This is a genomic window from Fluviicoccus keumensis, assembly GCF_004217445.1.
Taxonomy (GTDB): Bacteria; Pseudomonadota; Gammaproteobacteria; order Pseudomonadales; family Moraxellaceae; genus Fluviicoccus; species Fluviicoccus keumensis.
The window spans coordinates 139,279-165,922 of record NZ_SHKX01000015.1; the positions used below are offsets into that span (position 1 = coordinate 139,279).

Below are 26,644 nucleotides of genomic sequence, written 5' to 3' on the forward strand. Positions count from 1 at the left end.
AAGGAATCCATGCTTCCGAAAATCGATGTAAGCGCGCTGAACCTTATCAAGTCCGAAATCGACGTTTCCCTGACCCAGATCGAGGGCGCATTGAGCGCTTTTGTCGAGGATAACTCCAACAACGGCACCCTTGGCGACTGTGCCGAAGCCATGGAGCAGGTGTGGGGGGCCTTGCGCCTCATCAACGTTCACGGCGCTTCCGAACTGTCCGAGTTGATGTTTGCGCTGTTGCGGCAGATCAACGAACTGCAGGAAAACACGCCGGAGCGCTATTTCTCGGCGCTGGGTAACGGCATGATGGTCATGAACCGTTATCTGGAATATGTGCAGATCAAGGCAGTCAGTCTGCCGCAATTGCTGCTGCCTTCCATCAACGAGTGCCGCAAGGCGCTGGGCCTGCCGGAGCTTGGCGAAGGCTTTTTCCTGGATGTGCCTTATCTCCCGGCGCCGCCCGCGTTGATGCCGCTGGATCTGGATTCGTCGCGCGAGCTGCAATTGGCCCACCGTATCCGTCACATGTACCAGATCGGTCTGCTCAACCTGCTGCGTGACCAGGCCGAGCCGGTTCATTATCGTTTGATGGGCCGCGCGCTCGAGCGCGCGGCCCAGATCTGTGCCGGCAACGCCCAGTCCCTGCTGTGGTGGGTGGGTCAGGCCGTTATGGAGGCCTTGTCGGGAGGGGTTGAGCTGACTGACGGTCGCAAGCGCCTGCTTGCCCAGCTTGAACAACAACTGCGTCTTTTGACTTTGCCGGGCGGCTCTTCGCAGCCGGTTGATACGTCGGTGCTGGCCAATGCCTTGGCGATCGTCGGCCTTGGCGAGTCCGGTGAGCATGTGCTGGAAGTGCAGTCCGCCTTCGAGCTCGGCGCCAGCTGTATTCCCCAGAGCCAATTGCGGCTGCAGCATGACTCGATGTTCGGCCCGGGCGGTTCGGTCATCAAGACGGTGGCAGCCGTTCTGAAGGACGAAATCGCCCATATCAAGGATGTGCTCGATATCATTGCCCGCGGCTCGCAGCAGGAAGAGGAGAGCTACGAGACTGTCGCTGACGAAATCACCAAGGCCTCGCAGACGCTGATCATGCTCTCGCTGAATGACGTGGCCGGCGCCATGCGCCGTCAGGCTGACGTCGTTCGCCATTGGCAGGATGTCCCGGCAGAAGGCGAGCTGAACGTGCTGGTGGATATCCTGCTTCAGGCCGACAATGCGGTGGCGGCGCTGGACAAGGAAATGACACCCGGCAGCCAGACTGTTGTCAATAATGCCCGCATCTCCATCCACCAGCTTGATGAAGCACGCTCCATGCTCGTGGCCGAGAGTCGCGCTGGCATGTCGCTGGTCAAGCGCGCCATCCTTTCCTACATTGAGTCGCAGGGCGATACCCTGCATCTGGCCAATGTCCCGGCAACGCTGCAGTCTACCAGCGGCGGCCTGTCGTTCCTGATGGCCGAGCGTGGCGCCGGCATCCTGCGCTCCTGTGCGGCCTTTATTGACCGGCTGGTGAATACCAAGCAGATGGCGCCGATGTCTGTCATCGAGACGTTTGCCGACGCCATCGCGTGTGTCGACTACTATCTGGAAAGCCTGGAAGTCAACAAACCGGTCAGCGACAATGTCTTTGACATCGGTGAGGAGAGTGTGGCAGAACTGGGCTTCCCCGTTCTGAACCGACAGGCCGCCTGATGCCGCTGCTGACCCTGGAGCCAGAGCTTGATCTCTGGCTCCTCTTTCATGAAAACAAGCTTGTTGTTCACGCCGAAACCGGTAGTCCGCTGCTCGCGGAGCCGGTTTTTGACTTTCCCCCCGAAGCTGTCCATCTGGTTGAGCAGACCGCGGCTCGTCGTGTGCGAACCGCACGCCTGACCGGTTTCGCCCCGTCCCCGGATTACCGCTTGCGCGGATTGCGCGAGTTGCTGCTGGATGAGTCCCAAGAGGCGTTTCGTCTGGCGGCAACCGCCCTGCAGGTGCTGGAGTGGGATCGCAACCATCGTTTCTGCAGTCATTGCGGATCGTCAACCGTCCCCCATCCCAAGGGTGAGCGCGCCAAGGTCTGCCCGGTTTGCGAGTACAGCCAGTATCCCCGTATCCAGCCCTGTGTGATTGTGGCAATTACCCGCGACGATCACATCCTGCTGGCGCGGGCCCAGCGCTACAACATCCCGATGTACAGCCTGCTGGCCGGTTTCGTGGAAGTTGGTGAAACCCTGGAGGAGGCCGTGGCGCGCGAGGTGGCGGAGGAGTCGGGGGTGCGGGTGGACAAGCTTTGCTATTTCGGCAGCCAGTCCTGGCCTTTTCCAAGCAATCTGATGCTGGCCTTCCGCGCCGAATGGGCCGGCGGCGACATTGTGATTCAGGAAGAGGAGATCATGGATGCACAATTCTTCCACTATAGGAACCTGCCGATGATTCCTCCAGCCGGTAGCATAGCCTACAGTCTGATCATGGCGGCGGTAGACGAGCTGACCGCCAAATACGGCTAAGCCAAACCCGCCTTTACGGAGTCACTATGGTTGACATGTTGCTGCAATACGGACTTTTTCTGGCCAAGGCCATCACGGTGGTCATCGCTGCCATGTTCGTCATTATTACCGTGGCCAATCTGGGTGAGCGGCGGCGGCACAGCGAGGACGATGGCGATATCGAGATCATGCGGCTGAACGACCGTTACGAGCATTTCGCCGATGTCCTGCGCATGGCGGTGCTCGACAAGGCCGAGTTCAAGGCGTTCCTGAAATCCGAAAAGGACCGTGAGAAAGCCGAAAGCAAGAAGGATTCCGCCAAGACCGGTGATGAAGCCAAAGGCAGACGCCGTATTTTCGTGATCCATTTCAATGGCGACATGCGCGCTTCGGCAACGGATAACCTCCGTCAGGAAATTACCGCCATTCTGACGATGGCCGAGGCCCGTGACGAGGTTGTGGTCTGTCTGGAAAGCCCGGGCGGCATGGTTCATGGCTACGGTCTTGCCGCCTCGCAACTGGCGCGTATCCGGCAGAATAATGTGCCCCTGACCATCTGTGTGGACAAGGTGGCGGCCAGCGGCGGCTACATGATGGCCTGTCTGGGCAATACCATTATGGCGGCTCCGTTCGCGATTGTGGGCTCCATCGGCGTGGTGGCGCAGATTCCCAACTTTCATCGCCTGCTGGATAAATGGGACATTGATTTCGAAGTGCTGACCGCCGGGGAATACAAGCGCACCCTGACCGTATTCGGGGAAAATACCGATGCCGGGCGGGAAAAATTCGTGGAGGAGCTGGAGGATACGCATACGCTCTTCAAGGACTTCGTCAAGGATTACCGCCCCGCGCTGGACATCGCCAAAGTGGCGACCGGTGAGCACTGGTACGGCCGTCGCGCCGTGGATCTGGGGTTGATAGACAAGCTGATGACCAGCGACGAATACCTGCAAACGGCCAGCAAGGAAGCGGATATCTTTGCGGTCCGCTTTGTGCAGAAGGTTCCTTTGCTGCAACGCGTGGGATTGGTGGCGGCCTCCAGTCTTGACCGGGTGCTGCTGGGCTGGTGGGAGCGTTTGGTGCAGCGCCCTCGTTTCTGATAACCGGCGGGAGTGGCGGACATGACAGGATTTGCCGAATACGATCGTTATGATGCCCTCGGGCTGGCGGAATTGGTGAAGCGGGGCGAAGTTTCCCCGGTGGAACTGCTGGAAGAGGCGATCGAACGCCGCAACCGTATCAATCCCTTCATCAACGCCGTCATTCTGGATATGGGCCGTCAGGCCCGCGAAACGCTCAGACAAGGGGTTCCGGATGGTCCGTTCTCCGGCGTCCCTTTTTTGATCAAGGATCTGCTGGCTGCCTATGCCGGAGTTCCCCTGACCAGCGGCAGCCGTGCTTATCGGCACTATATTCCAGACTTCGACAGCGAAATGGTGAAGCGCTACAAGGCTTCCGGGGCAGTCATCTTTGGCAAAACCAACACACCCGAATTCGGTTTGATGGGGGTGACCGAGCCCGCTCTCTACGGGATCACGCGCAATCCCTGGCATCTGGAGCGTACGCCCGGTGGCTCCAGCGGCGGAGCGGCGGCGGCCGTTGCTGCCGGGATCGTCCCCATGGCCAGTGGCGGCGACGGCGGTGGCAGCTTGCGCATTCCGGCCTCCTGTTGCGGACTTGTCGGCTTCAAGGCTACCCGCGGCCGCAATCCGCACGGGCCGGCCGTATCCGAACCCTGGTTCGGGCAGGTGCAGGAAGGCGTGATCAGCCGTTCGGTACGCGATACCGCCGCCATGCTCGATGCGACGCATGGCCCGGATCAGGGCGCACTGTATGCCGCTCCATCGTATAGCGGGCGCTTTCTGGATGAAGTCTCGGTCGCGCCGGGTCGCTTGCGCATTGCCTGGACGGCGGAACCGTTGCTGCGTGACGGTGTCATGGAGCCGGAATGCCTGAAGGGGCTGGAGGCCACGGTCCGTTTGTTGGAGTCGCTCGGTCATGAGGTGGTGGAGGCGGCGCCGGTGCTGGACAAGCAGGCGCTGGCCGAAGGCTATCTGCTGCGTATTGCCGCCGCGACGGCCGGTGAGGTCGGTGAAGCAGAGCGGACGCTGGGCCGCCGTCTCACGCTGGACGACTTTGAGACCGAGACCTGGTCACTGGTTCGTCTGGGCCAATCCTTCACCGCTGGCGCGCTCGATAACGCCAACCGGCTGATCTATGGCCAGTTGCGGCGCTTCGATGCTTTCATGCAGGGTTATGATGTCTTCCTGACCCCGACGCTGGCCTCGCCACCGCCGGGATTCGGCGAGTTCCGCCTCAAGGGCGCCGAAAAGTGGCTGGCCCCTTTGGCCAAGCGTTTTCCGGTCGGTCCGCTGGTGCACCTCTTGCCGATCCTGACCCGTCTCGCCGAGCAGAATTTCCGTTGGGTGACTTCCACACCGGTTATGAACATGAGTGGTCATCCTTCAGTCTCGCTGCCTTTGCACTGGACGACCGATAACCTGCCGGTGGGGATGATGTTCACTGGCCGCTTCGGCGATGAGGCAACCCTGTTCCGGCTGGCGGGGCAGTTGGAGAAAGCCTCACCATGGGCGCACCGGTGTGCGCCGGTCCATGCGGGCTCGTCTGGCCTGAAATGACTGGAATAATGGCATTTTGATCCATCACCGTATGCGCGGTAAACAACGATACTGATCTCATCGCTCAACGCGTTAACCCGAGATCATCGCCATGACCACGAAAAAAACAGTGACCCCGGCAGGGACTCCCAATATTCCGGTTCGCCGCATGGATTTTGAATTTGATGATGCTATTCCGCTGTACTGGTTCGACAACAATCCGCTCCTGACCATGCTGCTGACCGGTTTGTCATGTACGTTCCCGGAAGGGGAGCGCATGTTCATGCGCGCCGTGCGTCATTATCAGGACCGCATCACCGATCCGGATTTACAAAAGGAAGTGCGCGCCTTTATCGGGCAAGAGGCGCATCACGGCAAGGAGCATGAGGCCTTCAACAACCTGATGGCGCGCAAGGGCTTGCCCATTGAGCAAATCACCACTTTCGTCAAGAAGGCCATCGCCAAGGAGGAAAGTGTTTTCTCCAAGGAGCGCATGCTGGCCAAGACGTGTGCGCTGGAACACTTTACCGCCATGTTTGCGGAAACGGTGCTGGAGCATCCGGAATTCCTGGATGCGATTGACGAGCGCTTGCGCCCGCTGTGGTTATGGCATGCGGTCGAAGAAAGCGAGCACAAGGCCGTGGCCTTCGATGTTTATCAGCAGCAGGTAGGCAGTTACTGGACACGCACCAGTGAAATGGCGCTGACAACAGTGTTGTTCAGCTTTTTTACCGGCTTCCATACCGTTCAGCTGCTGCACCATCAGGGCGAACTGGGTAATTGGCGCGCCGTGGCGACCGGTTTGGGCAAGCTGGCTGGCCCCAAGGGCTTCTTCCGGGGCATGCTGCCGCGTTATCTGGCGTATTACCGTCCGGATTTTCATCCCAACCAGAGCGACAGCCGTGCTTTGCGTGAGAAAGGCCTGCGTTTGCTGAAGGACTATCTGGGCGACAAGATGCCGCTGGCGGCCTGACGCTGCAATTTTCATCCGGGCGTTACCAGAAGTTGGTTGCGCCCTTGTCGGAGGCTACCCACTCCCCGGAAATCTCTGTCACAATGCTTTACATCTGACTGTTGTGACAGGGAACCCCTCATGCTGCCCGGCTATTTCAACCAGGCCCGCAATGCCCGTTTCATCACGTTCCTTTTTGTGGGCGGTGTCTTCCTGCTGGCCGTCCGCATGGGACTGCTGGTGCCCATGTATTCCGGCTTGCTGGCGTATGCCATGGTGCTGAAGACATCCGGCACCATTGTGGATGAAAAGATCCGTTCGGCGCGTTCGAAGTGGGTGGCGACCGCACTGGTCGCTACCTTGGTGGTGATTGTGCTGGTTGTGGCGGGAGCGATTATTCATCTGCTGCTCAAGGCCAGCACGGATGTCCATGACCTATTGCTGAAGATGAGTGAAATTCTGACCTCGGCCCGTAACTGGCTGCCGGAGCGGATGAGCCAGGCCATTCCGCAGCAAAGCGAATTGCTGAACAAGATTTCCGAGTGGCTACGAACGCATGCAACCGAGATCGGCACCTTCGGGCTGGGCGCCCTGAAAGGGGTGGGCTATGTGTTGTTCGGCGTGCTGTTGGGGGCGATGGTGGCGGTTTCCGACGCGACCCGTTCTGCGCCGCTGGGCCCGGTCAGTCGCCGGATGCTGCAACAAGTGGAAGGTCTGCGTGAGTCGTTCTGGCGCGTCGCCTCGGCGCAGCTGCGCATTTCCGCCCTCAATACCACACTGACCAGTATCTATCTGCTGGTGTTGCTGCCGTTGTTCGGCGTCGAGATTCCGCTTAGCAAGACGCTGATTGCCGTCACGTTCCTGGCAGGGCTGCTACCCGTCATCGGCAACCTGATTTCGAACTCCGCGATTACCGTCATCAGCTTGAGCGTGTCCTTTGAAGTCGCGATCGCCGCCCTGGTCTTCCTGATTGTCATCCACAAGCTGGAATACTTTGTGAACGCCCGTATTGTCGGCACCAGCATTAACGCCCGTGCCTGGGAAATCCTGCTGTGGATGCTGGTGATGGAGCGCCTGTTCGGTCTGGTTGGTGTGGCGGCGGCGCCGGTGTTTTATGCCTGGTTCAAGGAAGAATGGCATTTGTGGGATCGTCCCGGCAGCAGCCCGGTCAATCTGGAGCAGGGCTGATATCCGGCTCGGCCCGGAGTCTGTCGGGCCATGCATGACAGCCCGGAGGCCCGCGTGATAGATTCCCATTCCTTTTCAGCCGGGTCGTCCCGGTTAAACCCTCATAACAACAGCATTCGGGTTGAAACACTGTCGTGACCTTGGAAGAGATTTACGCAAAGAACAAGACGGTTGAAGGCCGCATCCTGAAATTCCGGGCTGACCGCGGGCCGGTCACCTATATTTTCGGCCTGTTTGTCGTGCAACTGCTGGCATGGTGGTATCTGCCGCTGTGGGGGGCGGTTGTCGCCGGGATACTGCTGCTGCCGTTCCTTGGCACCAGCGCCATCTACAACCATCACCAGCAACACCATAACGCGTTCCTGTCGCCGTTTCTGAACCGGGTGTTTGAAACCGTGCTGGGGACGCAGACCATGATCACGTCCTATGCCTGGGTGTTACACCACAACTTCGGCCATCATCCCAACTACATGAACCAGCCGCCCGACGAAGATGAAGACGAATCCCGCTGGGCCCGTCCTGACGGCAGCCTGATGACCCGCCCCGAATACACGCTGAACCTGCTGTTCCGGGCGTCCTATGACAGCATCCTGGTCGGCATCCGCAAGCGGCCGAAGGTATTGCTGTATTTCACGCTGATGTTCCTGCCGTATCTGGCGGTGCAGGCGGCCTTGGCCTGGGTGAACTGGCAGAACTACCTGGCGGTGTTCCTGGTTCCGTCATTCATGATGCTGCTGTATGTTTATGACCTGACCTACGAACACCATAGCGGCCTGTATACCAAGAACCATTACGAAGCCTCGCGCAACCGCGTCGGCCGGCTCTACAACATTCGCACCTGTAACCTGGGCTACCACACCGCACATCACATCAAGCCGTTCATCCACTGGTCGTTGTTGCCGTATTACCATGTACTGATTGCCGACAAAATCCCGCCGCACTGTTATGTAAAGTGCCGTTGATGTCTGAACGCCGGAGAAATCCGGCGTTTTCTTGTCCGGGCAGGCTGGTTACCCGAAGCACAATCGGGTTTATACTGAAATAGTAAATACTTTTTAAGGATGGAAAACCATGAACCTGAGAGACTGGGCGACCCCGCTGACCATGGGCAGCTTCATGCTGATGGCTGTCACCGGGCTGTTGATGTTTTTTGAAATTGATACCGGTTTCAACAAACCGGCTCACGAGTGGTTGAGTTGGGCCTTGCTGGCGGGTGTCGGTATGCACGTAACGGCCAATATCCATGGGGCGAAAAGGCATTTCCAGCATCGCCCCGCGTTTGCGATCGTCGGTGTGTTTGTGGTGGTTCTTGGTTTGTCGTTCATGCCGGCTCCCAAGGGCGGCGAGGACTCCGGCCGTGCATTGGCGATGGATGCCCTGTTGTCCCGACCGCTGTCCATGGTCGCCCAATTGGCAGGTAAGGATGTATCAACCGTCGTGACGGATCTGGAAAAGAGCGGGGTGAAAATCAGCGCCGACCAGAGTCTGCAACAGGTACTGGGTGAGGATCATGATGAGCAAATGGATGCCTTGGGCGTGATTTTCGCGAAGCAGAACTGAATCACGGATAAACCAGAAAGGGGCTTCAAGCCCCTTTTTGATTTACAGGGGCGATACCGGAGCCATAATGCCCTGATAGATACACAGCAGTCCGCAGATAATCAGCAGCAGGAAAGTCAGCACGGTGCCCCAATAGCGGCCAAACTTGAATTGCAAGCTGAAGGACAGCGCATACCCATGCAGCAGTCGGGCAACCACCAGTGTCGCCCCCAGCGCATGCAGCAACCAGGCCGGGTAGTGACTGGCTTCGAGAAAACCAAGCATCAGCAGAATGAAAGGGACGTATTCGGTGAAGTTGCCATGTCCCCGGATGCGACGCAGCAGTTCCGGGTTGCCGCCATCACCCAGACTGACAACATGGCGCATTTGTACGACGCGGAAGCTGAGGGCAAGAAACCACAGGGCAAGCAGGCCTGCGTAAAGCGGAACAATGGTCATGATGTTTCCGGGGGTGGTTGGAGGGCGCTTCATTCTGGCATACGCCATGGGGCGCGCCAATTTCTTGATGTGGTTTTGCCGTTTATGGCATGCTCCAGACTGGTTTACCCCGATACCCTCCAAGGTGCTTCCATGCTGACGCTGGTGATTCTCAAATGTCCCCCGGGCGTTTCCATGCCGGATCGTCGCGCTGTGCCACTGACCGGCGTGCTGACCATCGGTCGCAGCCCCGACTGCACCTTGCCCCTGCCGGATCAGCACGTCAGCCGGGAGCATTGCCGGATTGATCTGGTGTCGGGAAGCTGGTGGTTGCGGGTGACGGCCGGTGTGAATCCGGTTTGGGTGGGCAAAAACGAGCTGTTCAAGAATGAAGTCCAGCTGCTGCGAGTGGGTGATCAACTGCGGATCGGCGGTTTCGAGCTGGCGGTGGTTGAAAGCAGCGCGGATGGGCTGGGGGTGCCTCACGATAATGATGAGGGATGGCCGGATGATACGACCATCGTGGATTGGGACGCCATTTTCGCCAACAGTCTGATCTTGCGGGCAAAAACGGGCGGAGATTGAGCGCCGGTCGATGAAGGTTGGCGCTCAATCCCGAACGGCTGTCTGAAGACCTGTATCAGGCCGGATCATACCCCAGGTTCGGACTCAGCCACTTTTCCGCCTTCATCAGATCCCAGCCCTTGCGCTGCGCATACGACGCCACCTGATCGCGGTCGATCTTGCCGACATTGAAGTAGGTGCTTTCCGGCAGCGAATAATAGAACCCGCTCACGGAAGCCGCCGGCCACATCGCGAAATGCTCGGTCAGCGCGATGCCCGTATTCCTTTCTGCATCCAGCAGCGTGAAGAGCGTGCCTTTCTCGGTATGCTCCGGGCAGGCGGGATAGCCGGGCGCGGGGCGGATGCCGACATATTTTTCCTTGATCAGTTCTTCGTTGCTCAGCGCTTCCGCCGGTTGATAACCCCAGAACTCCTTGCGCACGCGCTCGTGCAGGCGTTCGGCAAAGGCCTCGGCCAGCCGGTCGGCCAGCGCCTGCACCAGGATGGCGTTGTAGTCATCCCCGGCATCGCGATACTGCTTGGCCAGCGCTTCCGCGCCAAGACCCGACGTCACGGCAAAGCCGCCAATATAGTCCTTGGCGGTAGATGATTGCGGCGCGACAAAGTCGGCCAGCGAGTAGTTCGGCTTGCCGCTGACCTTGTCACTTTGCTGGCGCAGGTGGTGCAGGGTGGTCAGCACTGTCTGGCGCGAGTCGTCCGCATAGACCACGACGTCATCGTTATTGACCTGCGCCGCGGGCCAGAAGCCGATCACGCCGTTCGCTTGCAGCAACTTTTCACCGATCAGCTTGTCCAGCATCGCTTGCGCGTCGTTATAGAGGCGGGTGGCTTCCGCGCCCACCACGGCATCGTTGAGAATGGCCGGGAATTTACCCGCCAGGCTCCAGGTGATGAAGAACGGCGTCCAGTCGATGTATTGGCGGATTTCCTCCAGCGGATAGTCCTTCAGCACGGTGACGCCCAATTGCTTGGGCTTGGGCGGCGTGTAGGCATCCCAGTCCTTCTTGAACTTTTCGGCAATGGCCTGTTCGTAGCTCAGCTTCGCCGCCTTCGGCTGGCGGTTGGCGTGGCGCACGCGCACTTCTTCATATTCGGCGCGACGTTCCGCCAGGAAGGCCGGTTTCATTTCCGGGGAGAGCAGGGTGGTGGCTACGCCGACGGCGCGTGAGGCGTCGGCGACATAGACCACTCCGTCGTTGTGATACTGTGGGTCGATCTTGACGGCAGTATGCGCCTTCGAGGTCGTCGCGCCGCCAATCATCAGCGGGATCTTGAAGCCCTGGCGCTGCATCTCGCGCGCCACATAGACCATTTCATCCAGCGACGGCGTGATCAGTCCGGAGAGGCCGATGATGTCCACCTTCTCACGGATCGCGGTTTCCAGAATCTTCTCGCAGGGCACCATCACGCCCATATCGATGATGTCGTAGCCGTTGCAGCCCAGCACCACGCCGACAATGTTCTTGCCGATGTCGTGCACGTCGCCCTTGACGGTAGCCATCAGGATCTTGCCCTTGCTCTGGCCGACCACCTTTTCCGCTTCGATGTACGGGTTCAGCCAAGCCACGGCCTGCTTCATCACCCGCGCCGACTTCACCACCTGTGGCAGGAACATCTTGCCTTCGCCGAACAGGTCGCCGACCACGTTCATGCCCGCCATCAGCGGGCCTTCGATCACGTCCAGCGGCCGTTTGGCTTGCAGGCGCGCCTCTTCGGTATCGACGTCAATAAAGGCGGTGATGCCTTTCACCAGTGCGTATTCCAGCCGCTTTTCCACGGGCTGGTTGCGCCATTCCAGGGTATCGGCGGCGGCATTGTCGCCGGTCTTGCCGTGCTCGCGGTACTTGTCGGCAAGCGCCAGCAGCTTTTCGGTGGCGTCGTTGCGGCTTTCTCCTTGATTCCGATTGAGAATCACGTCTTCCACGGCGTCTTTCAGTTCGGCGGGAATGTCGTCATAAATGGCCAGCTGCCCGGCGTTGACGATGCCCATCGTCATGCCTTGCTGGATGGCGTGATAGAGGAAGACGGCATGAATGGCTTCGCGTACCGGCTCGTTGCCGCGGAAGGAGAAACTGACATTGGAGACGCCGCCGGAAATCATCGCGTGCGGCAGGTTCTGCTTGATCCAGCCGGTGGCTTCGATGAAATCGACGGCATAGTTGTTGTGTTCTTCAATGCCGGTCGCAATGGCGAAGATGTTCGGGTCGAAGATGATGTCTTCCGCCGGAAAGCCGATTTCATCGACCAGCACGCGGTAAGAACGCTCGCAGATTTCGCGCTTGCGGGCGGCGGTGTCGGCCTGGCCCTGTTCGTCAAAGGCCATGACGATGACCGCCGCGCCATAACGGCGGCACAGCTTCGCCTTCTCGACAAACTCGGCGTGGCCTTCCTTCAGCGAGATCGAGTTCACCACCGGCTTGCCCTGGATGCACTTCAGGCCCGCCTCGATGATTTCCCACTTCGAGGAGTCGACCATGATCGGCACCCGCGAAATATCCGGCTCGGAGGCGATCATGTTGAGGAAGGTGACCATCGCGCCCTGCGAGTCGAGCATGCCTTCGTCCATGTTGATGTCGATGATCTGCGCGCCGCCCTCTACCTGCTGGCGGGCGATATCCAGCGCTTCAGCATAGTTCTGCTCGCGGATCAGTCGGGCGAATTTTTTCGAGCCGGTGACGTTGGTGCGCTCGCCGACATTGACGAACAGCGAGTCCTTGGTGATGTTGAACGGTTCCAGCCCGGACAGGCGGCAGGCGGGTTCAATAACCGGAATGACGCGCGGCGGCAGATCCTTCACCGCCGCGTAGATGGCGGCGATGTGCTCGGGCGTGGTGCCGCAGCAGCCGCCGACGATGTTCACCAGCCCGCTTTCCGCAAAATCGCGGATGAAGGCGGCGGTCTGGGCCGGCGTTTCGTCGTATTCGCCAAAGGCATTCGGCAGGCCTGCATTGGGGTGCGCGCTAACGAAGATGTCGGCTTTTTCGGCCATTTCCTTGACGTAGGGCCGCATGGCGTCCGCGCCCAGCGCGCAGTTGAAACCGATCGACAGCAGGTCGGCATGGCGCACCGAATTCCAGAAGGCCTCGGCGGTCTGGCCGGTCAGGGTGCGTCCGGAGGCATCGGTGATGGTGCCGGAAATCATCACCGGCAGTTCGGTGCCGGTGTCGTCGAAGTATTTCTTGACGGCATAGATCGCCGCCTTGCAGTTCAGTGTGTCGAAGACGGTTTCAATCAGCAGGATATCCGCGCCGCCTTCCACCAGGCCGATGGTGGCTTCGTAATAGTCCGTCACCAGCGCATCAAAGGTGATGTTGCGGTAGGCGGGGTTGTTCACGTCCGGCGAAATGGAACAGGTGCGCGAGGTGGGGCCGATCACCCCGGCCACGAAGCGCGGCTTATCGGGGGTCTGCGCCGTCCATTTGTCGGCGACTTCGCGGGCGAGGCGGGCGGCGGCGCGGTTCAGTTCCGGCGTCAGCTCTTCCATGTGGTAGTCGGCCTGCGACACCCGCGTGCTGTTGAAGGAGCAGGTTTCCAGGATGTCGGCCCCGGCGGCGCAGTAGGCGTCGTGAATGCCGGCGATAATTTGCGGCCGGGTCAGCACCAGCAGGTCGTTGTTGCCCTGCACATCGTGCGGCCAGTCGGCAAAGCGTTCGCCCCGATAATCGGCTTCCTGCAGCTTGTGGCGCTGGATCATCGTGCCCATTGCCCCGTCTATGATCAGGATGCGTTGTTGCAGGGCGGCGCGAAGCTGGGCGGTACGGGATGCGGTCATGGCGGGGGACACATTGAGGGAAATCAAAAATGGGGGACTATTCTAGCAAAACGGTCACGGACTGTCCCGCTGTCCGGCGGATGGGTATACCTTAGTAATCTACTCGGGTATGATGAAAGCCGTTATAATTGTCAAAACCCTTCCCCGAGAGCCGTGGCATGAGCAATCTGAACATCACCATCACTGAAGCTGCCCAAGGATATCTGCGCGAGCTGCTGGCGAAGCAGAACAGCGAAGGCATCTCCGTGCGTATTTTTGTCGAGAACCCCGGCACCCCCCGCGCCGAGTGCTGCATGGCTTATTGTACGGTCGGGGAAGAGCAGCCGGACGATATCCGCATGGGACTGGACGGTTTCTTTGCCTTTATCGAGCTGAAGAGCGCGCCATATCTGGAAGATGCGGTCATCGACTATAACAAGGACCGTTTCGGGGGACAGCTGACCTTCAAGGCTCCCAAATCCAAGGTGCCGCAGATCGGCGAGGGCAGCAGCATTGAGGAACGCATCAACCACGTCCTGTTCAGTGAAATCAATCCCGGCCTGGCGGCGCACAACGGCAATGTCAGCCTGCTGGAAATCTTCACCGACGACAAGGAAGGCCTGACGGCGGTGCTGAAGTTCGGCGGCGGCTGCCAGGGCTGCTCGGCGGTGGACATGACCCTGAAGCAAGGCGTAGAGACCACGCTCAAGGCCAGCATTCCCGAGCTGCATCGGGTGATTGACAGCACCGATCATACTGTTACAGAAAACGCCTACTTTCGTTGATTCGGATTCTGTTTTACACGGCTGACACCTTGTCAGCCGTTTTTTTATGTCCTGATATATCTGTCATCCCACCTGTGGTCCCGCTTTGCTGTGATAAAGTCGGTTTGCATCAAGAGTTTCCTCTTGCAGTCGGCCTACATGACGAAAAATGAAAATGGCAAGGCGCCCCCGCAATTCACGGCATGGTTGTTGTGCTGCCTGTGCTGCTTTCTCATGGGGTGTACTTCCTTGAACCCCAAGGCGCCCCGTCCCATTTCCGAATCCTTCATGCCGCTGGAAACCAGTCCGTTGCAGGAGTGGTCGGCCTCGCTGAAGCTGGCGCCCGGCATCTCGGCATTCCACCTGATCACCTCCGGCCGTGATGCGCTGGCGGCGCGTTTGGCGCTGATAGATCAGGCTTCCAGCAGTATCGACATGCAGTATTACATGCTGCGCGATGACAGCAGCACGCAGCTGATTATCCATCAGTTACTGCAGGCGGCCGATCGCGGCGTCCGGGTGCGGCTGCTCGTGGATGATATCTTCGGCCTGAAGCGCGATCATGTACTGGCGACGCTCAGCGCCCATCCCAATATCGAGATACGTGTCTTCAATCCGTTCCTGGCGCGGGGGCAGGGCAACCCGCTGCGCTTCTTCGAATTCCTGCAAAAGTCGTCGCTGAACAAGCGGATGCATAACAAGCTGCTGGTGGTGGACAACTCGGCGCTGGTAGTTGGCGGCCGCAATCTTGGCAACGAATATTTCGACAGTGAAGCCGAGACCGAGTTCAACGACGTGGATGTGCTGGTGATGGGGCCGGTCGTGTTTGAGGCCTCCGAGAGTTTCGATGAATACTGGAATCACCAGTTGGCCGTACCGGTACGCGCATTCCTGCGGGATATGCCCACGGAAGAGCATCTGGAATCCATGCGTTTCCGGCTGCAGAAGTTGATGAGCCAGTTACGCAGTAATAATTATCAGACCCAGTTCTCGCGCAGCCGTCTGGCGGAAGACATCAGTAATCATCAGTTGCTTTTCCGTCGGGGTCGGGCGCGAATGCTCTATGACCGTCCTGAAAAGGTCATGAGCGAGGTCAAGGGCTTGTTCAAGGGCGTGCATATCGCAGCGGAACTATACCCGGCGATCGCCCGCACGAAAAAGGACGTATTGCTGGTTTCAGCGTATTTTGTCCCCGGTCCCCGCCTTCGGGAGTTGCTGGAGGGGTTGGTTGCTAGCGGTGTACGGGTCCGGGTGTTGACCAATTCGCTGGCCGCCACGGATGTCGCCTATGTCCACGGCGCTTATTCGCGCTGGCGTGGACCGCTGATTAACGCCGGGGTTGAAATGTATGAAATGCGGCCGGTTGCGCGCAAGCCGGTGCCTTCCTTCCGATTGATCGGCAGATCCCTCAGCAGCCTGCATGCCAAGGCCCTGATTCTGGATAGCCGGCAAGTGTTCATCGGTTCGATGAATCTGGACCAGCGCTCGGTGTATTTGAATACCGAAACCGGCATCCTGATTGACAGCCCGGAACTGGCGGCGGATTTGCGCGCCAGTTTCGAGCGGATGATGTTGCCCGACCTCAGCTATGAAGTCTTTGCGGATAAAAGCGAACCGGGCCGATTGCTCTGGTGGGGAAGGCCTGACGGCAAGGATGTGATTCTGGCCCGTGATCCGGAAGCCGGTTTCTGGAAGCGTTGGAAAGCGGCCTTTCTGGGGAAAATACTGCCGGAGCGCATGCTTTAAAACGACGAAAGCCCGCATGAGCGGGCATTCGCCATCGAAGCGGGAATCAATAAAAGACAAACTTGATGCTAAGCGCCATCAGGGTAACGCCGAGCAAGGGGCGAATAACCGTTTCCGGCATCCGCGAACTCAGCAGGGTGCCAATGATGATGGCGGGAATGGAGCCGATCAGCAACATCGACAACAGATGATAATCCACGTTGCCCATCTTGGCATGCGCCAGGCCGGCCACCAGCGTCAGGAACACGGCATGGGTAACATCAGTACCGATAATCTTGATGGTTGACAGCGCCGGGTAGAGGCTGAGCAGCACCACCACCCCGAAAGCCCCGGCACCCACCGACGACAGGGTAACCAGGATGCCCAGCATCACGCCCATCAGTAGCGTCGCCTGCGTATGGTTGTCACTGACCCAGCGCCGGAAGCGGCTTTTCACCGGATTGGCGTCATGGAATTTCTGTAGTTGCTTCTTGAAGATCAGTGAAAGCGCCGTCAGCATCAGCATCAGGCCCAGAGCGACGGTCATGACGCCTTTATAGTTGTTGGCGTTACCGAAGAGGGTATGAAGCGCCCAGGCGGTAAGCAGGGAAGCGGGGATCGAGCCCAGGGCCAGCCAGCCGACCACGGACCATTCGATATTCTTCTTGTTGAAGTGCACCAGGGCGCCGCTGGACTTGGTGATCGAGGCATAGAGCAAGTCCGTGCCGATGGCGGTATGCAGCGGGATCCCCATCATGGTCAGCAATGGCGTCATCAGCGAGCCGCCGCCGACACCGGTCAGGCCGACACACATTCCCACCAATGCTCCCGCCATGACAAAGCCGATGTCCGCCGTCATGATGCACTCCGATTCAGTAATGGGCGCAATCTACGGTATCGGGAGCCTCGTATAAAGAAACAAATAAGTATATATTTATAACCATATGGAATGAGGTTGCGTTATGAAGCTGCAGCAACTGCGTTATATCGTTGAGGTTGCGCGCAACAACCTGAATGTGTCGGTGGCGGCGCAAAGCCTTTTTACCTCGCAGCCGGGCGTCAGCAAGCAGATCCGATTGCTGGAAGACGAGTTGGGGGTTGAAATATTCACCCGCAGCGGCAAGCACTTTACGCAAGTCACTCCGGCCGGCAAAGAAGTGCTGGCGATTGCCCGTGAAATGCTTCGGCAGGCCGACAATATCCGGCAGATCGGTGAGGAATTCAGTGATCCGCGTCGGGGGCGTCTCTCCATTTCAACCACCCACACCCAGGCCCGTTACCGCCTGCCGCCGGTGGTCGGTGCTTTCCGTCAGCGGTACCCGGATGTCAGTTTGCATATCCAGCAGGGAAATCCGCAGCAGATTGCGCAGATGGCTTCAGACGGCACCACGGATTTCGCCATTGCTACCGAGGCGGTGGAGAATTTCAACAACTTGGTGTTGTTACCCTGCTATCAATGGAACCGCACCGTGCTGGTGCCCAAAGCGCATCCGCTGGCGCAGATCGGTCGTCTGACGCTTCAGGATGTTGCTGCTTATCCCATTGTCACCTATGTATTCGGATTTACCGGCCGTTCGGTGCTGGATGAGGCATTCCGTCGCGAGGGCGTGCAGCCAAACGTCGTGTTCACGGCGACGGATGCGGACGTCATCAAGACCTATGTCCGTCTGGGAATGGGCATCGGTATCGTGGCTCATATGGCCTATGAGCCGGGAATCGATACCGATCTGATCGCACTTGACGCCAGCCATCTCTTTCCTGCCAGCACCACCCGCCTGGCCTTCCGCCGCGGGATCTGGTTGCGAGGGTTCATGTTTGACTTCATCCAGGAATTCTCGCCGCATCTGACGCGTGAACGCGTGGAAGCGGCGATTGCGGCCGGTGATGCGGAGTCTGTCGAAGCCATCTTCGCGAACATCGAGCTGCCAGTTTTCTGAAGGCTGTCCGGCGGTCGGGATCAGGGCTCCAGTTCAATGGAGCCGGAAACCTGGATGCTGAGACGGCTTTCGCCGCTGGAGTACTCCGCTGACGGAACATCCGCCGCTATCTCCATCTTGGCGGCCCGCATGGCGTAAACCGGGGGCGGAGAGGGGGGATTGGCCGAGCCGATGTTCATCTGCACCAACTTGTATGACTTGGCGTTCCACGACTGGCGGATACGGTCAGCCCGTTGCCGGAAGGCCTGTACCGCTTGTTCTGTCAATTGGTTTTCCAGTTCCCGGCGCGTTGCCGGGGCGACGCTGAAATTCAGGCCGTTCAGTTGCAGGTTGCTTTGCAGCTGACTGATTAACTCTCCCGCTGATTTGAAGTCCTGGCTTTCCAGGCGTACTTCCGCGCGGCCGCGCCAGCTGTCCAGCTTGTTCTTGTCCGTATAGACCGGCCAGGTTTGCTGGTTGCCGGAGGTCAGCTTGACGGTCTTGAACCCCTGAGCCTGTTTCAATGCGTCGTTGATTTTCTGCGTCAGTTCCCGCGCCAGGGCGGCAGGATTGCGGCTATTGGTTTCCACGCTCAGGGTCGCGGTCAGCAAGTCATTGGTGGCGACGGTTTCAACATCGGTCTGGAAATCGATGCGGTTGCGTACCGGTTCGTCAGCCAGGACGGCGGTCGAGCTGGCTGCTAGCAATATCGGGAGAATCAGTCTTTTCATGGCGATGCCTCCTGGCGGTGTGTGAATGGTGGGGCTGGTGCTCCAGGCCGTAAGCAATACAGGCAAAGGCACACAAGAGGGTCAGCAGGAATGCGTTTGAAAGAACCTGCAAGTTCAGTTCGACCGTAGCGTGGATCATGTGGCTGATCAATCCCATGATGACGGCAAATGCGGCCCCGCGCAGCGCGGCTGTCTGACGGTATATGAGGGCGAACAGTGATTTCCACAGGATCAGGACGGTGATCAGGCCAAAGATGACGACGCCGGCGGCGCCATATTCGATGGCGGTCTGAAGGTAATCATTGTGGGCATCAATATAGTTCAGGAAAATCTGATTGGTTTTGTATGCATCAAAAGCGCTGGCGAACGTCCCGCCTCCAGTTCCGCCGGGCATGGCGTCCTTGACCATATCCAGAGCCGCCTGGAATACGTAGACGCGTTCTTCCTGCTCCAGGGTAGTGTGCTCAAGTCGGGAAGCAAGCTGATCCAGCTTGAACAGGGAGCCCAGGATCAGGAAGTCAATCGCGATCATGCTGGAAAACAGGAAGATCAGGCTTGAACGCTGACGGTGTTTGCGGAAGACCAGCAAGCCAACCACGGCTGAGATACCCAGGCTGGCGAAGAAGGCGGTATTGCCCATCCGCGACCGGCTCAGAATCAGGGCGGCCACCATCAGCGCCAGGAAAATACGTAATCGGGCTTTCTTGCCCAGCATGGTTTGCAGGAACCCTCGAAGGGCTGCCCGCCAGCCCAGATACAGATCCTTGGTCTGGAGAATATTCGTGATGACCAGCCCGACGCCGGTGGCAATCGTGATTTCCAACAGACCGGCAAAGTTATTCCGCGAAATGAACGTTCCTGTGGCCTCGGAGTTATGAGCGTAGGCCTCATGTACTTTCAGAATGTCAAACGCATTGCCGCCCAAGGAAACCAGCGCGCCGTAACTCGCCTGGATCACACCGGTGAGCACCACCAGTTCCATGCACAGTTCGAGTTTTTTCGGGGTGTTGACGATGCCGATGGTCGCGGTCAGGAGCATTGCCAGGGCCAGGCTCTTCTGCAGTTGTAATACGGAGGCTCCGATATCAACCGTCAGGGGCGACCAGACCGTGTCTCGCAGTGGTGGAAGCGTATGGGTATTGCGAAACAGGCTCACCATGTCGGGCGGCATGGGAATCAATTGCAACAGGTTATAGGCAGGGATCAGCCAGAACAGGGCAATGACCCATCGGTTTTTGGCAAGGCTGCGGCTGATACCGGGCTTACGGGCCAAGGTCAGCAACCAGCCGAAGAATAAAATCGCCATGCAGGCTTCGAGAAAACCGGCCGGCCAAGGTCTGCTGCTTCCCAAGGGGAGAGGGGCCCAAAGGATCATGAAGCCCAGCAGGCAGAATAAAGCTTTTTCCATGCGAGCGAAGTCAGAGCAAGTGCGTCGGGCAGATATGAAAAAAGGGTCTGACGACCCTTTTTTCAAGCAGGAATGACTGCAACAGCAGCTTACTTGGGAACGTAGCCGCCACCGCCGCCACCGCCGGTGCCGCCCGAGCCGCCAAAGCTGCCGGAGTTCAGCAGGCCGCCCGTGTTGCCGCCATTAGAGGTAATGCTGCCATCGCCTTGACCATTACCACCAGTGCCGCCGTTGGAGCCTGTAGCTTGAAGTTCCTGATTGATTTCATGGTAGGCAGTGACGACTTCCTGCCTCTCGGCACGGGTGGTTGCCAGACGGGTAGCAGCAGCACGGGCCTGTTTGGGTGTACAAGCGCCGGATTGAATGGCGCTCTTCATGGCAGACTTGTAAGAGGCTCCGCCATCCTTTGCACTTTTCACGGCAGCCGAGCAAGATTGACCGGAAGCAGCGTGGGCTCCAGCGAAGGGAAGAAGAGCGATGATTGCAATTCCGAGCAGTTTGCGTTGCATGGTGTGAACTCCTTGAGAAATCACCTTAAAGGTATCTTCCAATATTAGGGCAGCGCCGGTAGCGTATGCAATACCCGATTTGTTTCATTTATCTTCCGCGATCAAAGCCGGGGGCGGAAATGAAGCCATTTTCCCAAATGGCGGGTTCGAATCCCGTTAACGGCAATCCGTCATCCTCGACGATCAGCGGCCGCTTGATCATGGACAAATTCGCCAGAATCAGCGAAAGCGCGGAGGCTTCCATCATCTCCGGCGTCAGGCCGAGCTTCCGCCAGGTCGTGCCTTGTCGGTTGATCAGCGCTTGCCAGCCACGTTGTGAAAGCCAGTTGGCCAGCAATGCTTCATCCAGCCCTTCTTTTTTGAAGTCATGAAACCGGTAGGATATCTGCCGGTCGTCAAACCAGCGCAGACTTTTCTTGACCGTATCGCAATTACGGATGCCGTAGATCGTAATCATGGTGTGCAACCGGACCGGTCAGGAGCCGATCCGGTCTCCGGCCTCAGTCGGCGCGCAGCAGTTCGTTCAGGCCGACCTTGCTGCGGGTCTGGGCGTCCACCTTCTTGACGATGATGGCGGCATAAAGGCTGTACGTGCCGTCCTTGGAGGGCAGGTTGCCCGGCACCACCACCGAACCGGCCGGGACGCGGCCGTAGTGCACTTCGCCGGTCTCACGGTCGTAAATGCGGGTGGACTGGCCGATGTAGACGCCCATCGAGATGACCGCGCCTTCCTCGACGATCACGCCCTCGACGATTTCCGAGCGCGCACCGATGAAGCAGTTGTCTTCAATGATGGTGGGGTTGGCCTGCAGCGGCTCCAGCACGCCGCCGATGCCGACGCCGCCGGACAGGTGGACATTCTTGCCGATCTGGGCGCAGGAGCCGACGGTGGCCCAAGTATCAACCATCGAATTTTCATCGACATACGCGCCAATATTCACGTAGGACGGCATCAGCACGACATTGCGGGCGATGAAGCTGCCGCGACGGGCGACGGCCGGAGGCACGACGCGAATGCCGGATTCCCGGAACTGGTCGGCGGTCCAGTCGGCGAACTTGGTCGGGACCTTGTCGTAGAACTGGATGGCGTTGCCGCCGGACTGCGGAACGTTGTCATTCAGGCGGAAGGAAAGCAGCACAGCCTTCTTCAGCCACTGGTTCACGACCCACTCCCCGTTGATCTTCTCGGCAACGCGGGCCTTGCCGCTGTCCAGCAGGTTCAGGGCTTCGGCAACGGCATTGCGAACGTCCTGCGGGGCATTCGTGGGGCTGAACTGCAGGCGGTCTTCAAAGGCCTGGGTGATCAGGTCGGCGAGTGACATGGAGGTCTCCGTCGGTCAGGTATTCGTAAAAAGGGAGGCATTATACCGGGTTTTCCCGGTCAAACCGGTCATCTTGCAGCATCAAACCGGCCAATCGCATCATCAAAGCAGGGCCTTGATGCGCTCGGCGGCGGCCACGCAATCGTTCAGGGAGGCGACCAAGGCCATCCGCACCCGGTTTTCACCCGGGTTCAAGCCATCCACGGTCCGGCCGAGATAGCGTCCGGGCAGCACGGTGACGTGGGCCTGACCGAAGAGCAGGCGGGCGAAGGATTCATCGTCGGTCGGGGTATCGGCCCAGAAATAGAAGCCCGCATCCGGCATTTGCAAGGGCAAAACCGGATCAAGAATGTCACGGAAAGCCTTGAATTTCTGACGGTAAAGCGCGCGGTTCTGGATGACGTGGCCCTCGTCGAGCCAGGCCATGATCGAGGCCCACTGGTGTTGCACCGGCATGGCGGAACCGTGATAGGTGCGGTACAGCAGGTACGGCTTCAGGATGCTGGCGTCACCGGCGACAAAGCCGGAGCGCAAGCCCGGCACGTTGGAGCGCTTGGATAGCGAGTGAAACACCACGCAGTTGCGATAGTCGTGACGCCCCGTCTCGGCACAAACCTGCAACAGGCCGACCGGCGGGTCGGTTTCGTCAAAATAGATTTCGGAGTAGCACTCGTCCGAGGCGATGACAAAACCGTACTGGTCGCTCAGTTCCAGCAACCGCACAAGCTTGTCGCGGGGGATGACCGCGCCGGTGGGGTTGCCCGGACTGCAAATGAACAGCAGCTGGGTTTGCTGCCAGATTTCGGCGGGGACGGCATCGAAGTCGGGGATGAAGCCGGTTTCGGCGGTGCAGGGCAGGTACCAGGGTTCGGCGCCCGCCAGGAACGCCGCACCTTCATAGATCTGGTAGAAGGGGTTGGGCATCATCACCAGCGGACGGGTCTGGCGGTTGACCACGGCCTGGGTAAAGGAAAACAGCGCCTCGCGGGTGCCGTTGACCGGCAGGATCTGGGTTTCGGCATCCAGATGCACCAGCCGGAAGCGGCGCTGCAGCCAGGCGGCGATGGCCTGACGTAGTTCCGGAATACCCTTGGTGGTGGGGTAGGTGGCCAGATGCTTGGATTGCTGGTTGATGGTGCGCATCACGAAGTCCGGCGACGGATGCTTCGGCTCCCCGATAGACAGGGCGATCGGCTTGAGGTCGGCGGGCGGCGTCAGGTCGCTGAACAGGCGCGCCAGCTTCTCGAACGGATAGGGGTGGAGTTGGCTCAGGTCGGGATTCATTCAGTTCACCGTGTCCAGTTGGCTGCGCAGGGCGGAGGCCAGTTTCTCACAAAGTTCGGGATTGGAAATGGGGTGGCCGTCGCGATCCGTAATGAAGAAGACGTCTTCCGCGCGTTCGCCCAGCGTGGCGATGCGGGCGTTCTGCAGGTTGACGCCGTGCTCCATGAAGATCAGGCCGATCCGCGCCAGCAGGCCGGGACGGTCCAGCGTGATGACCTCGAGAATGGTCTGGTGGCGCTGGATGTCATTGCTGATGTTGACCATGGTCTTGACGCTGAAATGCTTCAGCTGGCGCGGCAGGCGCTTCTGGACAATGGTCGGGAACTGGTCGGGATGCGACAGGGTCCGCTCCAGGTCGGCCTGGATGTATTCCAGTCGCTCGGGGTCGGAGATCTGGGTGTTGTCCTCGTCCAGTACGATGTAGGTGTCGAGCGAGTAGCGGTTTTCCGCCGTGATGATGCGGGCATCCAGCACGGTCAGGTGCAGGTGATCCAGCGTCGCCACCGAGGCGGCGAACAGGTTCGGCAGGTCGCGGGTATAGACGAAGATCTGGGTTGCGCCTTCAAACTGGGTGCCGTGGCTTTCCTTGATCACCACCAGCGGCGCCGGATTGTCGCCGTGCGCCAGGATGGCGGCGGTGTGCCAGGCGATATCAGCGGCGGTTTCCCGCAGGAAATAGTCCTCGCCGAGTCCTCTCCAGATGTCATTGATGCGGCTTTCATCCATGCCCTGCTCATCGACCAGGATTTCCAGGGCGTGAATGCGGGTTTCATGCACCCATTCCTGCCGGTCGACCGGGTTGTTCAGGCCGCGACGCAGGGCGCGGCGGGTCTGCTGGTATAACTGGCGCAGCAGCGAAGCCCGCCAGGAGTTCCACAACTTGGGGTTGGTGGCGCAGATGTCGGCCACGGTCAGGGCGTAGAGATAATCCAGATGCACGAGGTCGCCGACTTGTTCGGCGAACTTGTGGATCACTTCCGGATCGGACACATCCTGCTTCTGGGCAGTGACGGACATCAGCAGGTGCTTCTGCGTCAGCCAAGCGACCAGGTTTGCTTCGCGCAGGCTGAGGCCGTGCGCCAGACAGAAGTCGCGGGCATCGACCGATCCCAGCTCGGAGTGGTCGCCGCCGCGGCCCTTGCCGATATCGTGGAACAGGCCGGCCAGGTACAGCAGCTCCAGCTTCGGCAGGCGTTGTGCGACGTCCGCCACCACCGGGAATGCTTCCGCGCCTTCCTGATAACGGAAGCGGCGCATGTTCTTGATGACCAGCAGCGTGTGCGCATCGACGGTATAGATGTGGAAAAGGTCGTACTGCATCTGGCCGATGATGGCCCCGAACGCCGGCAGGTAGCCGCCGAGGACGCCGTAACGCTTCATCCGCCTCAGCGTTGAGAACAGGGCGTGCGGCGCGCGCAGGATGCCCATGAACAGTTCCCGGTTGCGCGGATTGTTGCGGAAATCGTCGTTGATCTTGCGCGCTTCGACCATGATCAGGCGGATGGTGCTGGCGCGCACACCCTGGATCAGCGTGTTCTCGGCCAGGGTCAGGAAGATTTCCAGCAGGGCCGAGGGGAACTTGGCGAACACCTGATGGTGCGTGACCTCGATGTGGTTGTCGCGCAACTGGAAGTGGTCGTTAACTGCAACGATCTCGCTGTCTTCTTCCGTCTTCAGGATGGTTTCATCGAAATATTGCAGCAACAGTTCGTTCAGCATCGACAGGTTCATGGCGGCGCGGTAATAGGCCTTCATGAACTGTTCAACCGCCCGGTTGGCATTGCTGTCGGTATAGCCCAGCAGGTTGGCGATGGTCTTCTGGTAATCGAACAGCAGCCGGTTCTCATTGCGGTTCGACAGCATGTGCAGCAGGAAGCGGATCCGCCACAGGAAGGCTTCGCCTTCCATCAACTGGCGATACTCGAATTCGGTGAGGAAGCCGTGGTTGACCAGGTCGTAGAGCGTTCCGGCATCGAAATGGCGCTTAGCGACCCAGGCGACGGTCTGGATATCGCGCAACCCGCCCGGCGCATTCTTGATGTCCGGTTCCAGATTGTATTCAGTGAAGTTGTGTTTGGCGTGACGGTCGTGTTGTTCTTCCTTCTTGGCTTCGAAGAACGCGGCTCCGGTCCACAGCGGCCGGGTCAGCTGCAGCAGGGTCTGGCGCAGGCTGTCAGGCCCGCACAGGGTCCGCACCTCCAGCAAAGTTGTGGCAATGGTGATGTCCTGGCTGACGCCTTCCACGCATTCTTCCAGCGAACGCACACTGGAACCGATGTCGAGTCCCAGGTCCCACAGCCGGGACAGGTAGGTGCTGATGGCTTCGCTGAGGTCCGGGGGGAGGGTGTCGTGCGAGTGCAGCACCAGCACGTCGACATCGGAGGCCGGATGCAGTTCCCCCCGGCCATAGCCCCCGACCGCCAGCAAGGCCAGTTCGGGCGTCCGGTCGAGACCGGCGGCGGCCCAGACATGGCGCAGCACCTCGTCGACGGCCTGCGCGCGCGCCGATACCAGCAGCCGGACACAGGTGCCGCCGTCGAATTCGGTACGCAGTTGCTGGTGGGCATCCTTCAGCAGATCGCGGTATTCCGCGTTGCTGAGCTGCGGCGCATTCAGCCGGGCGGCGTCAAACAGGCGGGGGACCAGCGTGGGGGGAGGCGACATGGGATTAACCTTGTAAGAAGGACAGGTCTTCGTCGGGGCGGGCGGTCAGGACTTCAACGCCGGTCTCCGTGACCAGAATCGTGTGTTCCCATTGGGCGGACAGTTTGTGGTCCTTGGTGACGGCCGTCCAGCCATCGGGCAGCAGCTTGGTTTGCCAAACGCCGGCATTGATCATCGGCTCGATCGTGAAGATCATGCCCGCCTTCAGCGTCAGGCCTTCACCCGCCTTGCCGTAGTGCAGGATTTGCGGCTCCTCATGGAAGACCTTGCCGATGCCGTGACCGCAGTATTCGCGCACCACACTGAAGCGATTGGCCTCGGCGTGCTTCTGGATGGCCGCGCCGATATCGCCGGTGCGGGAACCGGCCTTCACGGTCGCCAGGGCGCGATACAGGCATTCCTGCGTCACTTTCACCAGCCGGTTGGCCAGCACCGAACCCTCACCGACCACAAACATCTTCGAGGTGTCGCCGTGATAGCCGTCCTTGATGACGGTGATGTCGATGTTGATGATGTCGCCGTTCTTCAACACCTTCTTGTCAGAAGGAATGCCGTGGCAGACCACATGGTTGACTGAGGTGCAGATGCTTTTCGGAAAGCCCTTGTAATTCAAGGGAGCGGGAATGGCCTGCTGCTCGTTGACAATATAGTCATGACAGATGCGGTCCAGCTCTTCCGTGGTCACGCCCGCCTTGACGAACGGGCCGATCATCATCAGCACATCGGCCGCCAGACGACCGGCGACACGCATTTTTTCAATTTCGTCAGGGGTTTTCAGGGATACGGTCATA

At 59.3% G+C, this 26,644-nt stretch carries 22 protein-coding genes and 1 pseudogene; 12 read left to right on the forward strand and 11 right to left on the reverse strand.

What is annotated here, in order from left to right; all coding sequences use genetic code 11:
* Window positions 1-9 precede the first annotated feature (9 nt).
* From EV700_RS14815 to EV700_RS14850, 8 genes are all read left to right on the forward strand, one after another.
* Window positions 10-1,683 (forward strand): FimL-related protein, encoded by a 1,674-nt coding sequence (locus tag EV700_RS14815; RefSeq protein WP_130415195.1) that lies wholly within the window; start codon window positions 10-12, stop codon window positions 1,681-1,683.
* On the forward strand, window positions 1,683-2,480 hold the full coding sequence (nudC, locus tag EV700_RS14820; RefSeq protein ID WP_130415197.1) for an NAD(+) diphosphatase: 798 nt from the start codon (window positions 1,683-1,685) through the stop codon (window positions 2,478-2,480). Before EV700_RS14815 ends, nudC begins: the two co-directional genes overlap by 1 nt.
* Before the next feature lie 26 nt (window positions 2,481-2,506).
* On the forward strand, window positions 2,507-3,559 hold the full coding sequence (gene sohB / locus EV700_RS14825; protein ID WP_130415198.1) for a protease SohB: 1,053 nt from the start codon (window positions 2,507-2,509) through the stop codon (window positions 3,557-3,559).
* Between the two features lie 21 nt (window positions 3,560-3,580).
* A complete protein-coding gene (locus tag EV700_RS14830) occupies window positions 3,581-5,098 on the forward strand; it encodes an amidase (RefSeq protein ID WP_130415200.1) in 1,518 nt (505 codons plus the stop codon).
* Between the two features lie 91 nt (window positions 5,099-5,189).
* Complete coding sequence (locus EV700_RS14835; RefSeq protein ID WP_130415202.1) at window positions 5,190-6,050, forward strand: metal-dependent hydrolase; 861 nt, start codon at window positions 5,190-5,192, stop codon at window positions 6,048-6,050.
* Window positions 6,051-6,170: 120 nt separating this feature from the next.
* Window positions 6,171-7,217 (forward strand): AI-2E family transporter, encoded by a 1,047-nt coding sequence (locus EV700_RS14840; RefSeq protein WP_130415204.1) that lies wholly within the window; start codon window positions 6,171-6,173, stop codon window positions 7,215-7,217.
* A gap of 134 nt (window positions 7,218-7,351) precedes the next feature.
* Window positions 7,352-8,179, forward strand: a complete 828-nt coding sequence (locus EV700_RS14845; protein ID WP_130415206.1) for a fatty acid desaturase family protein — start codon at window positions 7,352-7,354, stop codon at window positions 8,177-8,179.
* A gap of 109 nt (window positions 8,180-8,288) precedes the next feature.
* Window positions 8,289-8,777, forward strand: coding sequence for a DUF4405 domain-containing protein (locus tag EV700_RS14850; protein ID WP_130415208.1), 489 nt, complete (start codon window positions 8,289-8,291; stop codon window positions 8,775-8,777).
* 42 nt (window positions 8,778-8,819) lie between these two features.
* Here the strand turns inward: EV700_RS14850 and EV700_RS16875 are convergent, their stop codons facing one another.
* Entirely contained in the window at window positions 8,820-9,215 is a 396-nt protein-coding gene (locus EV700_RS16875) for an MAPEG family protein (protein WP_165391502.1), read from the reverse strand.
* Window positions 9,216-9,299: 84 nt separating this feature from the next.
* Between EV700_RS16875 and EV700_RS16880 the strand changes: the two genes are divergently transcribed.
* Entirely contained in the window at window positions 9,300-9,779 is a 480-nt protein-coding gene (locus EV700_RS16880; RefSeq protein WP_165391503.1) for an FHA domain-containing protein, read from the forward strand.
* Window positions 9,780-9,834: 55 nt separating this feature from the next.
* Here EV700_RS16880 and metH read toward each other — a convergent pair whose 3' ends face one another.
* Window positions 9,835-13,551, reverse strand: coding sequence for a methionine synthase (metH, locus tag EV700_RS14860; protein ID WP_130415212.1), 3,717 nt, complete (start codon window positions 13,549-13,551; stop codon window positions 9,835-9,837).
* 158 nt (window positions 13,552-13,709) lie between these two features.
* Here metH and nfuA point away from each other — a divergent pair, with 158 nt between their 5' ends.
* Both nfuA and EV700_RS14870 read left to right on the forward strand, forming a co-directional pair.
* Window positions 13,710-14,315: a Fe-S biogenesis protein NfuA gene (gene nfuA / locus EV700_RS14865; protein WP_130415214.1), complete on the forward strand. Its 606-nt coding sequence runs from the start codon at window positions 13,710-13,712 to the stop codon at window positions 14,313-14,315.
* 267 nt (window positions 14,316-14,582) lie between these two features.
* Window positions 14,583-16,040, forward strand: coding sequence for a phospholipase D family protein (locus EV700_RS14870; RefSeq protein ID WP_165391504.1), 1,458 nt, complete (start codon window positions 14,583-14,585; stop codon window positions 16,038-16,040).
* A 55-nt stretch (window positions 16,041-16,095) separates the two neighbouring features.
* On the opposite strand, the pseudogene EV700_RS14875 reads toward EV700_RS14870, so the two are convergent.
* Window positions 16,096-16,878: pseudogene (locus EV700_RS14875) on the reverse strand (sulfite exporter TauE/SafE family protein); the annotation flags it as partial.
* Window positions 16,879-16,981: 103 nt separating this feature from the next.
* Here EV700_RS14875 and cysB point away from each other — a divergent pair.
* Window positions 16,982-17,956, forward strand: coding sequence for an HTH-type transcriptional regulator CysB (cysB, locus tag EV700_RS14880; protein ID WP_130415220.1), 975 nt, complete (start codon window positions 16,982-16,984; stop codon window positions 17,954-17,956).
* A 20-nt stretch (window positions 17,957-17,976) separates the two neighbouring features.
* On the opposite strand, the gene EV700_RS14885 is transcribed toward cysB, so the two are convergent.
* The 8 genes from EV700_RS14885 to map all read right to left on the reverse strand — a co-directional run bounded on the left by EV700_RS14885 (window position 17,977) and on the right by map (window position 26,643).
* Window positions 17,977-18,666 carry an SIMPL domain-containing protein gene (locus EV700_RS14885; RefSeq protein WP_130415222.1) on the reverse strand — a complete coding sequence of 230 codons (690 nt, stop codon included), beginning with the start codon at window positions 18,664-18,666 and terminating at the stop codon, window positions 17,977-17,979.
* Window positions 18,608-20,074, reverse strand: coding sequence for an O-antigen ligase family protein (locus EV700_RS14890; protein ID WP_130415224.1), 1,467 nt, complete (start codon window positions 20,072-20,074; stop codon window positions 18,608-18,610). The genes EV700_RS14885 and EV700_RS14890 overlap by 59 nt, the downstream gene beginning before the upstream one ends.
* Window positions 20,075-20,163: 89 nt before the next feature.
* The gene (locus EV700_RS14895; protein WP_130415226.1) at window positions 20,164-20,583 is read right to left on the reverse strand and encodes a hypothetical protein; all 420 of its coding nucleotides are present in this window, start codon (window positions 20,581-20,583) and stop codon (window positions 20,164-20,166) included.
* An 88-nt stretch (window positions 20,584-20,671) separates the two neighbouring features.
* Complete coding sequence (locus EV700_RS14900; RefSeq protein WP_165391505.1) at window positions 20,672-21,040, reverse strand: Spx/MgsR family RNA polymerase-binding regulatory protein; 369 nt, start codon at window positions 21,038-21,040, stop codon at window positions 20,672-20,674.
* Between the two features lie 43 nt (window positions 21,041-21,083).
* Entirely contained in the window at window positions 21,084-21,905 is an 822-nt protein-coding gene (dapD, locus tag EV700_RS14905) for a 2,3,4,5-tetrahydropyridine-2,6-dicarboxylate N-succinyltransferase (RefSeq protein WP_130415228.1), read from the reverse strand.
* Window positions 21,906-22,007: 102 nt separating this feature from the next.
* The gene (dapC, locus tag EV700_RS14910; protein ID WP_130415230.1) at window positions 22,008-23,189 is read right to left on the reverse strand and encodes a succinyldiaminopimelate transaminase; all 1,182 of its coding nucleotides are present in this window, start codon (window positions 23,187-23,189) and stop codon (window positions 22,008-22,010) included.
* On the reverse strand, window positions 23,190-25,853 hold the full coding sequence (glnD, locus tag EV700_RS14915; protein WP_130415232.1) for a [protein-PII] uridylyltransferase: 2,664 nt from the start codon (window positions 25,851-25,853) through the stop codon (window positions 23,190-23,192). It lies immediately after the preceding gene.
* Window positions 25,854-25,857: 4 nt separating this feature from the next.
* Window positions 25,858-26,643, reverse strand: a complete 786-nt coding sequence (map, locus tag EV700_RS14920) for a type I methionyl aminopeptidase (protein WP_130415234.1) — start codon at window positions 26,641-26,643, stop codon at window positions 25,858-25,860.
* Window position 26,644: the final 1 nt, after the last annotated feature.